This is a genomic window from Cellulosimicrobium sp. RS, assembly GCF_046159675.1.
In the GTDB taxonomy this organism is placed as follows: domain Bacteria; phylum Actinomycetota; class Actinomycetes; order Actinomycetales; family Cellulomonadaceae; genus Cellulosimicrobium; species Cellulosimicrobium funkei.
Genome location: NZ_JBJXVU010000001.1, coordinates 533787 through 548364, shown reverse-complemented (window position 1 = coordinate 548364; position 14578 = coordinate 533787). Strand labels below are relative to the sequence as shown.

11 protein-coding genes are annotated in these 14578 nt (G+C 76.5%); 2 read left to right on the top strand and 9 right to left on the bottom strand.

The window, feature by feature from the left end; genetic code table 11:
• Positions 1-84: 84 nt before the first annotated feature.
• From ACI769_RS02465 to ACI769_RS02455, 3 genes are all read right to left on the bottom strand, one after another.
• Positions 85-2031: a heme peroxidase family protein gene (locus ACI769_RS02465; RefSeq protein ID WP_085388106.1), complete on the bottom strand. Its 1947-nt coding sequence runs from the start codon at positions 2029-2031 to the stop codon at positions 85-87.
• Positions 2032-2338: 307 nt separating this feature from the next.
• The gene (locus ACI769_RS02460) at positions 2339-2977 is read right to left on the bottom strand and encodes a response regulator (RefSeq protein ID WP_085388107.1); all 639 of its coding nucleotides are present in this window, start codon (positions 2975-2977) and stop codon (positions 2339-2341) included.
• Positions 2974-4461, bottom strand: coding sequence for a sensor histidine kinase (locus ACI769_RS02455; protein ID WP_232322582.1), 1488 nt, complete (start codon positions 4459-4461; stop codon positions 2974-2976). Before ACI769_RS02455 ends, ACI769_RS02460 begins: the two co-directional genes overlap by 4 nt.
• Before the next feature lie 234 nt (positions 4462-4695).
• Here ACI769_RS02455 and ACI769_RS02450 point away from each other — a divergent pair, with 234 nt between their 5' ends.
• Both ACI769_RS02450 and ACI769_RS02445 read left to right on the top strand, forming a co-directional pair.
• On the top strand, positions 4696-5847 hold the full coding sequence (locus ACI769_RS02450; protein ID WP_085388108.1) for an ABC transporter permease: 1152 nt from the start codon (positions 4696-4698) through the stop codon (positions 5845-5847).
• Between the two features lie 40 nt (positions 5848-5887).
• Entirely contained in the window at positions 5888-6640 is a 753-nt protein-coding gene (locus ACI769_RS02445) for an ABC transporter ATP-binding protein (protein WP_085388109.1), read from the top strand.
• Between the two features lie 24 nt (positions 6641-6664).
• On the opposite strand, the gene ACI769_RS02440 is transcribed toward ACI769_RS02445, so the two are convergent.
• The 6 genes from ACI769_RS02440 to infB form a co-directional block, all read right to left on the bottom strand.
• Entirely contained in the window at positions 6665-8197 is a 1533-nt protein-coding gene (locus ACI769_RS02440) for a DUF6297 family protein (RefSeq protein ID WP_085388110.1), read from the bottom strand.
• 2 nt (positions 8198-8199) lie between these two features.
• Positions 8200-8892 carry an ABC transporter ATP-binding protein gene (locus ACI769_RS02435; protein ID WP_137280308.1) on the bottom strand — a complete coding sequence of 231 codons (693 nt, stop codon included), beginning with the start codon at positions 8890-8892 and terminating at the stop codon, positions 8200-8202.
• 2 nt (positions 8893-8894) lie between these two features.
• On the bottom strand, positions 8895-9929 hold the full coding sequence (locus tag ACI769_RS02430) for a bifunctional riboflavin kinase/FAD synthetase (RefSeq protein ID WP_085388112.1): 1035 nt from the start codon (positions 9927-9929) through the stop codon (positions 8895-8897).
• Between the two features lie 149 nt (positions 9930-10078).
• Positions 10079-11059 (bottom strand): tRNA pseudouridine(55) synthase TruB, encoded by a 981-nt coding sequence (truB, locus tag ACI769_RS02425; RefSeq protein ID WP_085388113.1) that lies wholly within the window; start codon positions 11057-11059, stop codon positions 10079-10081.
• Between the two features lie 4 nt (positions 11060-11063).
• A complete protein-coding gene (gene rbfA, locus ACI769_RS02420) occupies positions 11064-11516 on the bottom strand; it encodes a 30S ribosome-binding factor RbfA (RefSeq protein ID WP_043659091.1) in 453 nt (150 codons plus the stop codon).
• A 187-nt stretch (positions 11517-11703) separates the two neighbouring features.
• Positions 11704-14562: a translation initiation factor IF-2 gene (infB, locus tag ACI769_RS02415; RefSeq protein ID WP_085388114.1), complete on the bottom strand. Its 2859-nt coding sequence runs from the start codon at positions 14560-14562 to the stop codon at positions 11704-11706.
• Positions 14563-14578 lie beyond the last annotated feature (16 nt).

Genomic DNA, 14578 nt, shown 5'->3' with positions numbered 1-14578 from the left:
GGTCAGACGGCGCATCCATCTTACCAGGTGGACGCGCCGTCGCCCGCCGCGGCCCCGTCGTCCGGCCGGACCGCGCGTCGTGCCTCAGGGGGCGCCGTCGTGCCCGGCCGTGCCGTCACCGCGGAACCGGCCCGCGGCGTCGGGCAGCACCCCGGCGAACCGGAGCAGGTCCGGCAGTGTGAGGACGAGCGACCCGTCCTCGAAGTGCACGCCCTGCGCGGGCGTCCAGTGGTTGCTCGTGCGCACGTACGACGTGTCGTCCTGCCGCAGCAGGTACACGAACGTCTCCGCGAGCACGCGGCTGCCGACCTCGCCGAGGAAGCTGCCGTCGCCCTGGAGCTCGGCCTCCTTGAGGACGTAGTACCACAGCGGGGTGCCGCCGTGATCGCCGTCCCGCAGGGCCGCGAGCGCCTGCTTCACGTCGTCGCTCGCCCGGTCCTCGAGCTGGGCCGGGGTGAGCGGGACGACCCCGAAGGCCGCCGCGACGGCCTCGCCCGTGGGCAGCGCGAGCATGTAGCCGCGCAGCAGGTTGCGCTGCGCGAGCTGCTTCTGGAGCGCGCTGGCGACGAGCTGGGCCGGCGTGTGCGCGGGCGGCTCGGGCGGCAGGTTCCCCTCCTTGACCATCGTGCCCAGGCTCGGCGCGAGGAACGTGTCGATCTTCTCCGCCGCGCGGAACGTCCGCGGGTCGCCCTTGTCGACGAACCGCGCCCACTCGATCGGCCAGTTGGACGGCAGGACCGGGGTGCCCTGCGGTCCCGGACGCAGGCTGCCGCCGTTCCCCGTGAACTGGAAGAGCTGCGTCAGGCTCGCGTTCGCGGGCGGCGGGCCCGTGAAGTTGACGTTGAAGTCGTAGGAGTCGCGGATCATCGAGTGCCCGAACCGGAACGCCGCGACCGCGAACTCGAGCGGCATGGAGATCGGGTACCGGGGCCGGAAGAACGACGTGTCGCGCAGGAGCGTCGCGTCGAGCACGCCCGGCTTGGTGAGGGTGCGCAGGTAGTCGTTGACCACGAGCCACTGGTAGTGCCACCGCACGAGCTGGCTCGCGCGCTCGAACACGCCGCGCTCCCCGCCCGTGAGCCGGGTCCAGGGCTCGACGTCGTCCACCCAGTCCACGACGGCGTTGTGGAACCGGATCATCGCGAGGTGGAGCTGGGCGACCACGAGGTTCTCGTCGTTGCGCCCGTCCGGGATCAGCGGCGCGCCGCCGTCGTCGCGCGGCAGGTCGCGCTGCGCGTCGTCGCCGGGCGCCACGAGCGAGAACGACGGACCGCCCGGGATGACGAGCGGCTCGGTCGAGATGCGGCCGAGCCGCAGCTTCGCCGAGCCCGGCACGTACGACGCCTCGCTGCGCGTCGTGCGGTACCCACGCTCGCCCTCGAACCGCGGCCCGCTGCCGTACAGGGAGTCCAGGTTGAGCGCCGGGTGGCGCCCGTTGTGGAGCGAGCGCACCACGACCCACGGCGCGAAGACCCGGAAGGGCACCGCGTCGACGTCGCCGAGCGCCTGGTCCCCGTCGCGGCCCGTCGTCGTGTCGGGGCCGTTGGTGTTGAGCGTGATGTCGTGGTCGATGAACTGGCCCCAGTACGTGTACACGGCCGGAACGTGCGAGTCGAGGCTGCGCGGCGGCTGCCCGGGCGGGGTGACGGGCCGGGCGACCATCGCCGCCCCGAGCGTCTTCAGCGCGGCGACGGTCGCGGTCGTCGCGCCGTTCCCGACCGGGAGGTGGAACCGCGGGAAGCGCTCCGCGAGCTGCGGGAACAGGTAGTCGAACGCGGTCGTGGAGTCGTACCGGTGGTGCTCGAGGTCCCGCGCCACCGCGGCCTCGGCCGCGGGCAGGAGCGGTGCGTCCGACTCCGCCGGGTCCACGTCCGCGTCGGTCGCGACCTCGTCGGGGACGACGGCCGACCCGTGCCCGACGCTGCGGACGGTCCGGCCGACCGGGGTGGACGCCTGGTCGACGGCGTCGGGTGCGACGTCGTCGACGACGGTCTCGGCGACGGGAGCCGCCGGTTGCTGCTGAGCCTCCATGGCTCTGCCCTCTCTGTCGGAGGTCTTCGTGCGGCCCGCGCGGCGGGCCGCCGGCGCCCCCGCGGGCGTGCGCGCGCGGGGACGGGTGCGACCGCCCCCGGGCCGCAGCCCGAGGACCGCGCGGCCGCCTGGGCGCCGTGCACGACGGCGCCGCTCACCCGGAGGGAGGGACCTGCGCCGGTGTCGTGACACGGCCGGGCAGCGCCCGCAGGACGGTGCGGTGACGGAGTCGAGGGCCGTCCTGGCGACGCCCGCACGACGTCTCGGGCGAGGACCCCGCGGACACGCCGCGACGGCCCGGCCGGGCTCAGCCCCGCAGGAGGCCGCGGCGCCGGGCCTCGGCGACGGCGGCCGTGCGCGACGGCGCGCCGAGCTTGTCGTAGACGTGCACGAGGTGCGTCTTCACGGTCGCGCGCGAGAGGAACAGCTCGTGCGCGATCTCGTCGTTCGTGCGCCCCTCGGCGACGAGCGCGAGCACCTCGAGCTCGCGCGCCGTGAGCGCCGTGCCCGGGCTGCGCAGCCGGCCGAGCAGCCGCCGCTGCACCGCCGGGCCGAGGGCGACCTCGCCCGCCGCGGCCGCGCGCACGGCGGCGACGAGCTCGTGGGTCGGCGCGTCCTTGAGCAGGTAGCCGCGAGCGCCCGCCTCGACCGCGGCGAGGATGTCGGCGTCCGCGTCGTAGGTCGTGACGACGAGCACGGGCGGACCGTCCGTCGCGACGATCTCGCGGACCGCGTCCACGCCCCCGAGGCGGCCGGGGCCGAACTGCAGGTCGAGCAGCACGACGTCGGCCCGCAGCCCGCCGCGCAGCCGGGCGAGCAGCTCCTCGGCGGAGCCGACCTCGGCGACGACCCGCACGTCCGGCTCGGCCTCCAGGACGGCGCGCAGGCCGGTCCGCACGACGGGGTGGTCGTCCGCGAGGACGACGTCCACGGCGGGCCCGGTCATCGCTCCTCCTCGGTGCAGGCGTCGGTCTCGGTCCGGGTGTCGGCCGGGCGGTCGGCGGGGCGGTCGGCCGGGTCGTCGGCCGGGTCGTCGGCCCGGTGGTCGGCAGCCGCGCCCGACCGGGTCCCGGTCGTCGCCACGAGCGGCACCCAGGCGGCCACCGCCGTGCCCGCCCCCGGCGCGGACTCCACGGACAGCGTGCCCCCGAGGTCCGCGACCCGCGCGCGCATGGCGCCGAGGCCGAAGCCGCCGGGCCGGTCCGCCGCCGGCGCGGGGAGGGCGTCCGGGTCGAAGCCGCGCCCGTCGTCGACAACGTCGAGCGCGACCGCGTCGTCCCCCGGCCCGGTGCCCGCGAGGAAGCTCACGGTGACGGCGGCCCGCGTCGCACCGGCGTGCCGTTCGACGTTGGCGAGCGCGGACTGCGCCACGCGCAGCAGGGCGGCCTCGACCTCGGTCGGCAGCGGGACGGGCTCGCCGCTCACCCGCACGACGACGCGCGGCCCGCCCTCGGCGGCGCGTCCGGACGCCCGGTCCGCGACGCGGCGCAGGGCCCCGACGAGGTTCGACGACGCGAGGTCGGCCGGCGCCAGCGCGCGCACGACGCGGCGCGCCTCGGCGAGGTTGTGCCGGGCGACCTCGCGCGTCTGCTCGACGTACCCGCGCGCGGTCTCCGCGTCGCCGGCGTCGAGCGCGGTCCGGGCCGCGCGCAGGAGCAGCTCGGCGGACGAGAACCCCTGGGCGAGCGTGTCGTGGATCTCGCGCGCCAGGCGCTCGCGCTCGGCCGCCACCGCCCGCTCCCGCTCCGACGCCGCGAGCTCGTCGCGGGTGCGCACGAGCTCGTCGAGCGTGCGCTGGCGCTCCTGGGACTCCCGCACGACCGCTTCCAGCGCGAGGACGACGACGACCGCGACGGCCCCGCCGATGGCCGGCCCGAGCACGAACGGCAGCGCGACGCGCGCGGTCCACGTGGCCATGACGCCGACAACGAGCACGACGACCACCGCGACCGCGACCGGGCCCCGGCGCGGGCCGAGGACGTGCATCGCCACGAACATCAGGGGGAACGCGACCCAGACGGCGGTCGTCGTGACGAGCGACAGCCCGACCCAGAGGGCCACGAGACCGGTCACCCACGCGCCCGCGGGCCACCACGCACCGCGCGGCGCGCGCACGTCGACGGGCACGGGGACGCGACGACGGCCCACCACGTACAGCGCGAGCAGGGCCGCGCCGAGCAGCACGGCGCCCACGCCCCGCGCCGTCGCCGTGGCGAGCGCGCCCGCGACCGCGAGCGCGACCAGCCCGACGAGCAGCACGTCCAGGCCGCGCCGCAGCCACCGCGTCGCGGCCGGCACGACCGGCGCGACGCGACCGGCCGCCGACGTCGCACGGTCGACCGATGCACGGCCCGACGACGCACGGCCCGTCGGCGCAGCACGGCCCGCGAGCGCGGCAGGTTCGGCGGGCTCGGGTCCGGGCGGGGTCACGCCGTCACCCTAGCCACGGCGCCGCGGCCCGGCATCGTCCGAACGGTCGATCCCGGGCTCGTCCCTGCGGCGCCCCAGGACCGGCCGGACCGGTGATCCGCGGCGCGCCCCGACGCGGGACGGTGGACGGGACGTCGGGACGGGTCCTGCGGCGCACGACACTCGCGCTCGCCCGACGGTGTCCCCGCCCCGCTCCCTGTCTCTCACTGCCCCTCGGACCCCGGAGGTCTCCCCGTGTTCCTCGCCCTGCGCGACCTGCGCCACGCGCGCGGTCGCTTCGCGCTCATGACGGTCGTCGTCGCGCTCATCACGTTCCTCGTCGCCTTCCTCGCGGCGCTCACCGCGGGCCTCGGCCGCGCGAGCACCTCGGCGGTCACCGATCTGCCGGTCGACCGCGTCGCCTTCGCGCCCCCGGCCGAGGGCGCGTCCCCCACCTTCACGGAGTCCGAGGTGACCGCCGCGCAGACGGACGCCTGGGCCGCCGTCCCCGGTGTCGACGCCGCGGAGCCGCTCGGCGTCGCGACCGTGCGCGCGTCCGGCGACGCGACGGCCGCCGTCACCGCGTTCGGGGTGCGGCCCGGTGCGGGTCTCGTGCCCGGCACCGACGACGGCGGCGCCGACGTCTCCCCCGGCGCCGTCGTGCTGTCCCGCGGCGCGGCCGACGCGCTCGGTGCCGGCGTGGGCGACCCGGTGGACGCCGGGCCGCTCGACCTGACGGTCTCCGCCGTCGCGGACGTCGAGGCGGACTACGCGCACACGCCGGTCGTCTGGGTGTCCCTCGACGACTGGCAGGCCGTCGGCGCCCGGGGCGGCGCCTCGCCCGCGGACACCTCGACCGACGGCACCTCGACCGACGACGCGGCGGGCGGGCAGGTGGCCACCGTCGTCACCCTGCGGTTCGGCGACGACCCGCCGACCGCGGACGCGCTCACCGCCACGGACGCCCGCGTCGGCACCGTGACCGCGACGCCGCGCGAGGCGCGCTCGGCCATCTCGTCGTTCACCGCCGAGAACCTCTCCCTGACCCTCATGCAGGTCTTCCTGCTCGCGATCTCGGCGCTCGTCGTCGGTGCGTTCTTCACCGTCTGGACCATCCAGCGCGCGGGCGACGTCGCGGTCCTGCGCGCGCTCGGCGCCTCGACGCGCTACCTGCTGCGCGACGCGATCGGCCAGGCCGGCGTCGTGCTGGGCGTGGGCGTCGGGGTCGGCACGGCGCTCGCGGCCGGCGCGGGGCTGCTCGCGTCCCAGGTCATGCCGGTCGTCGTCGACCTCTCGACGACCCTCGTGCCCGCCGTCGTGCTCGTCGTGCTCGGCGGCCTCGGCGCGGTCCTCGCCGTGACGCGCGTCGCGCGCGTCGACCCGCACGCGGCGCTCGCGGCCCGCTGACCCCGCCCCACTCGTCCGTACCGACCCTCAGGAGCTCCCCGTGGACCTCGTCCTCGACCGTGTCCGACTCACCTACCCCGACGGCGACGGCGTCCTCGTCGCCGTCGACGACGTCTCCCTCACCGTGCCCTCGGGCACCACGACGGCGCTGCTCGGCCCGTCCGGCGCCGGCAAGTCCAGCCTGCTCGCCGTCGCGGCGACGCTCACGCCGCCGACGGCGGGCGTCGTGCGGGTGGGTCCCGACGTCGTCAGCGCACCACTCGACGCCGACCCCGGCACCGAGCCCGGGGACGCGGCCGGACGGCGCGCCCGGCGGCGCGCGCGGCGTGCGGCCGACCGGGCGGCGGCGCTGCGCCGGGAGCGCATCGGGCTCGTGTTCCAGCAGCCGCAGCTCGTCGCGTCGCTCACCGTGCTCGAGCAGCTCGAGCTCATGAGCCACCTCCGGGGCCGTTCCCCCGCGTCGCGCCGCGCGCACGCCCTCGCGCTGCTCGACGCCGTCGGGGTCGCCGACCGCGCGGGCCGCCGGCCCGAGCACCTCTCGGGCGGGCAGCGCCAGCGCGTCGCGATCGCCCGCGCGCTCATGAACGACCCCGAGGTGCTGCTCGTGGACGAGCCGACGTCGGCGCTCGACCACGAGCGCGGCGTGCAGGTGGTGGAGCTGGTCGTGCGGCTCGCGCGCGAGCTCGACGCCGCGACGCTGCTCGTCTCGCACGACGAGGCGACGCTCGACCCGGTCGACGCGCGGGTCCACCTCGCGGACGGCCGCCTCGTCCCGGCGCCCGCGGCGGCCTGAGGACGCGCTCGGGCCGCCGTCGGGTCAGCGGGCCGCGCGCACGTGGGTCGCGACCGCGACCGCCACGACGGCGGCCAGCGCCTGGGCCACCACGACGCCCCACCCGGGCGTACCGACGAGCAGGGCGACCCCGAGCGGGACCGCGCCGAGCACCGCGACGTCGGGCCCCTTGCGCAGCACGGCCGCGGCGCCCGTCGGCAGACCGCCCGAGGGCGTCGCGAGCAGCGGCCCGCCCCAGTCCGGCGGCTCGCGGTACGCGCTGCGCACGGCGGCGGCGCCCTGGACGACCGCAGCGAGCACCGCGACCCCGAGCCAGCGCGCGTCCCCCGTCCCGAGCGCGAGCGGGGCCGTGCCCGCGACGAGGCAGGCCGTCGCCGTGAGCGTCGGGACGACGCCGCGCGCGAGCCGCGTCCAGCGCGCGCGGAGGGGCACGAGCGCGTCGACGACCGGGGCCATCTCTGCCGTGCGCGCCCCCTCCGCGCCGAGCACCGCCGCCCCGAGGCCCGCCGCGACGAGCAGGGCGAAGAGACCGAAGCCGGAGCCCAGGCCGGGCACCTGCTGCGCGACGACCGTGAGGGCGGCGAGACCGACGAGCTGGGCGAGCGCCGACGGACTGCGACCCAGCAGCACGAGGTCGGCCGCGACCACCGCGCCGACGGGACCGTGCACCGCGGCGAACCGGTGGGGCCGGCGGACCCGGACCCGGGCGGCGCCGGCCCGGCGCAGGGCCCGGCCCAGGTCCCGCGTGTCGAAGGACAGCACGGCGCCACCCACCTGGTCCGCGACCGCGCTCTGCGCGCGCAGCACCGTCGCGCCGAGGGACTCCAGCCCGCGCCACCACCGCAGCACGAGCAGCGCCGCGACGGCGAGCAGACCGAGCACGACGACGAGCGGCGCACCGAGCGGCGGGAGACCGGGGCGCCCGGCGACGACGAGCGCGAGACCCGCGACCGGTACGGCCGCGACCGCGACGTCGCTCGCCCGCGCGAGCAGCCCGGCGGCGCGGGCCGACGGCTGGGCGAGTCCCGCGACCGCGACGAGGAGCAGGCCGAGGGCGCCGCCGGCCCGCAGCGCGGGCACCGCGTCCAGACCGGCCGCGACCGCGACGACGGCGCTCCCCAGCGCGCCGAGCCCGGCACCCAGCACGACGGCGCGCGCGAAGGACGGCGACACGAGACCCCGCCGGTCGGCGGGCGTCGGCACCCACCACCGCACCCCGCCCCCGCCGGCGCCGACCGGGCCCAGGCGCACGGCGGTGCCCGTGAGGAACGCGAGCAGCGCCGTCGTGCCGAGCGCCTGGACGGCCCCCGGCCCCAGCACGGGCGGCCCGCCCGCCGGTGCGGCGGTCGCGAGCGTCGAGCGCAGCATCGACGCGAGCCCGACGACCCAGCCCGTCGCGAGCGCGACGGACACCACGGCGTAGGCGACGTCGACGACGATCTCGCCCGGCCCGGCGTCGGCCCGCGCGGCCGCGGCACGGGCGGTGAGACGGCGCAGCTCGCGACCGGTCAGCAGCTCGTCCGGGTCGGAGCGCAGCGCGCTCGCTCCGTGCGGCACGGTCAGCGCACCGCCAGGAGCGCCGCGTGGACGTCGGCCGGGGCGAGCGGGACGCACCGGTCGTCGTCGACCAGCAGGCCGCGCGCGCCCGTGCGTTCGACGAGCTCGGGGTCGTGCGTGGCGAGGACCACGGCCACGCCGCTGCGCGCGTCCTCGACGAGCAGCGCCGCGAGGCGCTCCCGCATCCCCGGGTCGAGCCGCTGCTCGGGCTCGTCGAGGACGAGCAGCTCACGGGGCCGCACGAAGCCCGAGGCGAGCAGGAAGCGTCGCCGCTGGCCGGAGGAGAGCGCCGACGGGAGCGACCGACCCTGCTCCGCGATCCCGAACCGGTCGAGCAGCTCGTCCACGACGGCCCCGGCCCCCGGCACGCCGTGCCCTCGCGCGACGAGGACGAGGTGCTCGCGGACCGTGAGCGCCGGGAAGAACGCGTCGTCGTCGAGCACGCCCGCGACGCGCGCCCGGAAGTCGCGCTCGCGCTCGTCCACGTCGCGCCCGAACGCGCGCACCGCACCGCCGAGCGGCGCCTGGAGACCGAGCAGCGTGCGCAGGAGCGTCGACTTGCCGCTCCCGTTGGCGCCGATCACCACGACCAGCTCGCCCGGCACCACGGCGAGGTCGACGGGCGCGCACACCGCGACGTCCGCGTAGCCGACGCGCAGCGCGCGCGCCTCGAGCACGGGTGCCGGGGCGGCCACGGTCAGGCGCCCGGCGTCGTCGCGGCCGGCTCCCCGCCCGGGGCGGCGAGGATCTCCCGGGCGCGCGCGACGTCGTCGTGCATCTGCGCCACGAGCGGCTCGATGCCGTCGAAGCGCAGCGTCGGGCGCAGCCGCTCGACGAGCTCGAGGACCACGTCCTCGTCGTACAGGTCGAGGTCCGCGCGGTCCAGGACGTACGCCTCGACCCGGCGCTCGACGCCGTCGAACGTCGGGTTGGTGCCGATCGAGATCGCCGCCGGCAGGCGCACGTCCGCGTGGCGGGGATCGGCGCCCGCGAGCTGCGGTCGCTCGAGCCAGCCCGCGTAGACGCCGTCGGCCGGGACCATGCCGCTGATCGAGCCGAGGTTGGCCGTCGGGAAGCCGAGCTCACGCCCCCGCGCGTCGCCGTGCACGACGGTGCCGCGCACGCGGTGGGACCGGCCGAGGATGCGGGCCGCCTCGCGCACGTCGCCCGCCGCGAGCAGCGCGCGCACGCCCGTCGAGGACCAGCGCACCTGCGAGTCGCCCGGCGTCTCCTCGTCGGTGACCGGCACGCCCTGGTGCTGGCCGACGTCGTCGATCGCCACCACGTCGAAGCCGTACCGCGCGCCGAGCGCGACCATCGTCTCCATGGTGCCTGCGTTGTCGCGGCCGAAGCGGACGTCGTGCCCGACGACGACCGCGCCCGCGTGCAGGCCGTCGACGAGGTAGGTGCGCACGAACTCCTCCGGCGTCTGCCGCGCGAACTCGAGCGTGTACTCCACGAGCAGGACCGCGTCCAGGCCCGTCGCGGCGAGCAGCTCGACCCGGTCCGCGATGCCCGTGATGAGCTCGGGCGCGCTCTGGGGGCGGTGCACGGCCGACGGGTGCGGGTGGAACGTCACGGCCACGGCGCGCGCGTCGCGCTCGCGCGCCAGGTCGACGATGCGCCCGAGCACCTGGGCGTGCCCGCGGTGGACGCCGTCGAAGTTGCCGATCGTCACGACCGACGGGCCGAAACCCGGGGGAACCTGGCTCAGGTCCGTCCACAGGTGCACGCGAGAACTCCTCAGGTGAGCAGGAAGGCCGCGGGTGCCGCCCGGGGCGGCCGCCCGTGCCGACGGGGGGCGGCGGACCGGACGGGGAGGCACCGGGACCGCGCTGGACAAGACTGCCACGCCCCGGGCACGACGCCGAACCGGACGCGTCAGGCGGGAGCGAGCACGAGGACCGGCCGGGCGAGGTCCTTGCCGCCGCGGCGGGTGTCCTCCACGAGCGCCACGAGCTCGCCCGTCGGGGACATCGCCGCCGTCGTGCCGGGCGTCCCGGTCGCGTCGACCCACTGCCCGTACGACAGCGCGGTCGCCTGCTCCGGGGTCAGCTCGCGCACGGGGAACGTCGCACGGGCCGCCTGCGCGAGCGGCAGGGTCGCGAGCACGCCGTCGCGGTCCGCCTGGGCCTCGAGCTCCTCGAGCGTCGAGGCGACGTCGAGCCCGTACCCGCCCACCCGCGTGCGCCGCAGCGCCGTGAGGTGGCCGCCGACGCCGAGCGCCGACCCGAGGTCGCGCGCGAGCGCGCGCACGTACGTCCCCGACGACACGGTCACGGTGACGTCGACGTCGAGCGCGGGCGGCGCGTCGTCGGGGACGCCCTGCTCCCCCGGCGCCACGGGCCGCACCGCGAGCACGTCGAAGCGCGAGACGACGACGGGCCGCGCCGCCAGCGCGACCTCCTCGCCCGCGCGGGCCCGCGCGTACGCGCGCTGCCCGTCGACCTTGATCGCGCTCACCGTGCTCGGCACCTGGAGGATCTCGCCGGTGAGGCCGGCGATCCCCGCCTCGAGGTCGGCCCGCACGACGGCGGACGCGTCCGCCCGCGAGAGCACCTCGCCCTCCGCGTCGTCGGTCGTGGTCGCCGCACCGAGGCGGATCGTCGCGTCGTAGTCCTTGTCGGCGCCGACGACGTACGTCAGCAGCTTCGTCGCGCGCCCGACGCCGAGCACGAGCACGCCCGTGGCCATGGGGTCGAGCGTGCCCGCGTGGCCGACCTTGCGCGTGCCGGCGAGGCGTCGGCCACGGCCGACGACGTCGTGGCTCGTCCAGCCGGCGGGCTTGTCGACGACGACGAGACCGTCGGGAGCGACGGGGCGTCGCTCCCGACGGTCGGTCGCGGACGGGCGTGCGCCCACGCGGTCAGGCCCGGTCGTCGTCGGCGACGGCGTCCGCGTCCTCCGACGTGCGGTACGGGTCGGCGTCCCCGGCGAACGGCTTGCCCTCGCGCAGGGCGGCGAGCTCGGCGTCGCGCCGGCGGGCCTCCACGAGCGCGGCGTCGAGGTGCGCCGCCGTCTCGGGCACCGCGTCGAGGTGGAACTCGATCGCCGGAGTGAGGCGGATGCCGGTCTGCTTGCCGACCTCCGACCGGATGAGGCCCTTCGCGCTCTCCAGCGCGGCGGCCGTCCCGGCCCGCTCCTCGTCCGTCCCGTAGACGGTGTAGAACACCGAGGCGTTCTGCAGGTCACCGGTGACACGGACGTCCGTGACCGTGACGAACCCGAGGCGCGGGTCCTTGATCCGCGTGTCGAGCATCTGCGCGACGATCTCCTTGATGCGGTCGGCGAGCTTCCTCGCCCGGGGGTGGTCGACCATGTCTTCTTCCTTTCGTGCCGAGCCTTCCGGCGACGGTCCCGACGACCGTACGTCGAACGGCGCCCACCGGCCGGGTGGGTGACCGCGGTGGGGTGCTGACTGACGACTGCGGGTGATGACGACCGCGGGGTGACGAACGCCCGGGGGCGGCCACGATGACCGTGACCGCCCCCGGGCGTGACGAGCGTCAGGAGCGCGGCTTCTCGCGCATCTCGAACGTCTCGATGGTGTCGCCGACCTGGAGGTCGTTGAACGAGCCCAGACCGATACCGCACTCGAAGCCCTCGCGGACCTCGGTGGCGTCGTCCTTGAACCGCTTGAGCGACTCGACCGTGAGGTTGTCCCCCACGACCTTGCCGTCGCGCAGGACGCGCGCCTTGGCGTTGCGGCGGATCTCGCCCGACCGGACGATCGAGCCGGCGATGTTGCCGAACTTGGAGGAGCGGAAGATCTCGCGGATCTCCGCCGTGCCCAGCTGGGCCTCCTCGTACTCCGGCTTGAGCATGCCCTTGAGCGCGGCCTCCACGTCCTCGATCGCCTGGTAGATGATCGAGTAGAAGCGGACGTCGACGCCCTCGCGCTCGGCCAGGTCCTCGACGCGCTCGCCGTACTTCACGTTGAAGCCGATGATGATCGCGTTGTCGACCGTCGCGAGGTTGACGTCGTTCTGCGTGATCGCACCGACACCGCGGTGGATGACGCGCAGCTCGACCTCGTCGCCCACGTCGATCTTGAGCAGCGCGTCCTCGAGGGCCTCGACGGCACCGGACACGTCGCCCTTGAGGACGAGGTTGAGGGTCTCGACCTTGCCCTGCTGGAGAGCCTGCGTGAAGTCCTCGAGGCTGATGCGCTTGCGGCGCTTGGCCAGGAGGGCGGCGCGCTCGGCAGCCTCGCGCTTCTCGGCGATCTGGCGGGCCGTGCGCTCGTCGGGCGCCACGAGGAACGTGTCGCCCGCGCTCGGCACGGACGCGAGACCCAGCACGAGGACCGGACGGGCGGGGCCCGCCTCGGTCACGGCGTTGCCGTGCTCGTCGAACATCGCCCGGACACGGCCGTGGGCCGTGCCGGCGACGATCGCGTCACCGACGTGCAGCGTGCCGGACTGGACGAGGACGGTCGCGACGGCGCCGCGGCCCTTGTCCAGGTTCGCCTCGATGGCGACGCCGCGCGCGTCCTTGTCGGGGTTCGCACGCAGGTCGAGCGAGGCGTCGGCCGTGAGCAGGACGGCCTCGAGGAGGTCGTCGATGCCCATGTTCTGCTTCGCGGACACGTCGACGAACATCGTGTCGCCGCCGTACTCCTCGGCCACCAGGTTGTACTCGGTGAGCTGCTGGCGGATCTTGGCCGGGTTCGCCGACTCCTTGTCCACCTTGTTCACCGCGACCACGATCGGCACGTTCGCCGCCTGGGCGTGGTTGAGCGCCTCGATGGTCTGCGGCATCACGCCGTCGTCCGCGGCCACGACGAGGATCGCGATGTCCGTCACCTGGGCACCACGGGCACGCATGGCGGTGAACGCCTCGTGACCCGGGGTGTCGATGAAGGTGATGGCGCGGTCGACGCCCTCGTGCTCGTGGCGCACCTGGTACGCACCGATGTGCTGGGTGATGCCGCCGGCCTCGCCCGCGACGACGTCCGTCTGGCGGATGGCGTCGAGGAGCTTGGTCTTTCCGTGGTCGACGTGACCCATGACGGTGACGACCGGCGGGCGGGCGGCGAGCTCGTCGTCGCCCTCGGCCTCGAGCTCCGCGTCCAGGTCGATGTCGAACGACCCGAGCAGCTCGCGGTCCTCCTCCTCGGCCGAGACCATCTCGATGACGTAGCCGAGCTCGGACGCGAGGGCACCGAACGTGTCCTCGTCGAGCGACTGCGTCGCCGTGGCCATCTCACCGAGGTGGAACAGCACGGTCACGAGGCTCGCGGGGTTCGCGTCGATCTTGTCGGCGAAGTCGTTGAGCGACGAGCCGTGACGCAGCCGCACGACGGTCGAGCCGTTCCCGCGGGGAACCTGCACGCCGCCGAGCGACGGCGCCTGCATCTGCTCGAACTCCTGGCGCTTCGCGCGCTTCGACTTCCGCCCACGGACCGGACGACCGCCGGCGCGCCCGAAGGCGCCCTGCGTCGAGCCACGACCGGCGCCACCGCGGCCACCGCCACCGGGACGGCCGGCGAAGCCGCCGCCACCGCCGGGAGCGCCGCCACCACCGGGACGACCGCCGAAGCCGCCGCCACGACCGCCGCCACCGCCACCGGGACGACCACCGGGAGCAGGACGCTCACCGGGACGGCCGATCGAGGTGCGGCCGGGCATCATGCCCGGGTTGGGGCGCGGGCCGCCGGGACGCGGCGCCGGACGCGGGCCGCCCGGGCGAGGACCGCCCGAGCGCTCGCCGGATGCCGCCGCCGCACCCTCGGTGCGCTCGGGGCGCGACCCGGGCCGGGGCATGCCCTGGCTCGGGGCGAACGGGTTGTTGCCCGGGCGCGGGGCGCCCGGACGCGGGCCACCCTGCCGGGGCATGCCCTGGCTGGTCGCGAACGGGTTGTTCCCCGGACGCGGTGCGCCGGGACGTCCGCCCGAGCCACCGGGGCGCGGGGCGGGCGCGTTCGTGCCGCCGCCCGGCTTGGGCGAGGCGGTGGGCTTCTGCGCGGGCGCGGGCGTCGGACGCTGCGCCGCGGGAGCCTGAGGTGCCGGAGCCTTCGGGGCCGGCGCCGCGGGCGCGGCGGGTGCCGGAGCCTTCGGGGCCGGCGCGGCCGGCTCGGCGGGGGCCGCGGCCTGCGGGGCCTGCGGAGCCGGCGCGGCCGGCTCGGCCTTGACCTCCGGCTTCGGGGCCGGCTTCGGCGCGGCCGGACGCGCGGCGGGTGCCGCGGGCTTGCTCGCGCCGCCACCCCCGGCGGGGAAGGCGTCGCGCAGCTTGCGGACCACCGGTGGCTCGATGGTCGAGGATGCCGAGCGGACGAACTCACCGAGCTCCGTCAGCTTGGTCATGATGGTCTTGCTTTCCACCCCGAGCTCCTTCGCGAGCTCGTAGACGCGGACCTTTGCCACAACTCTCCTGTCTCGG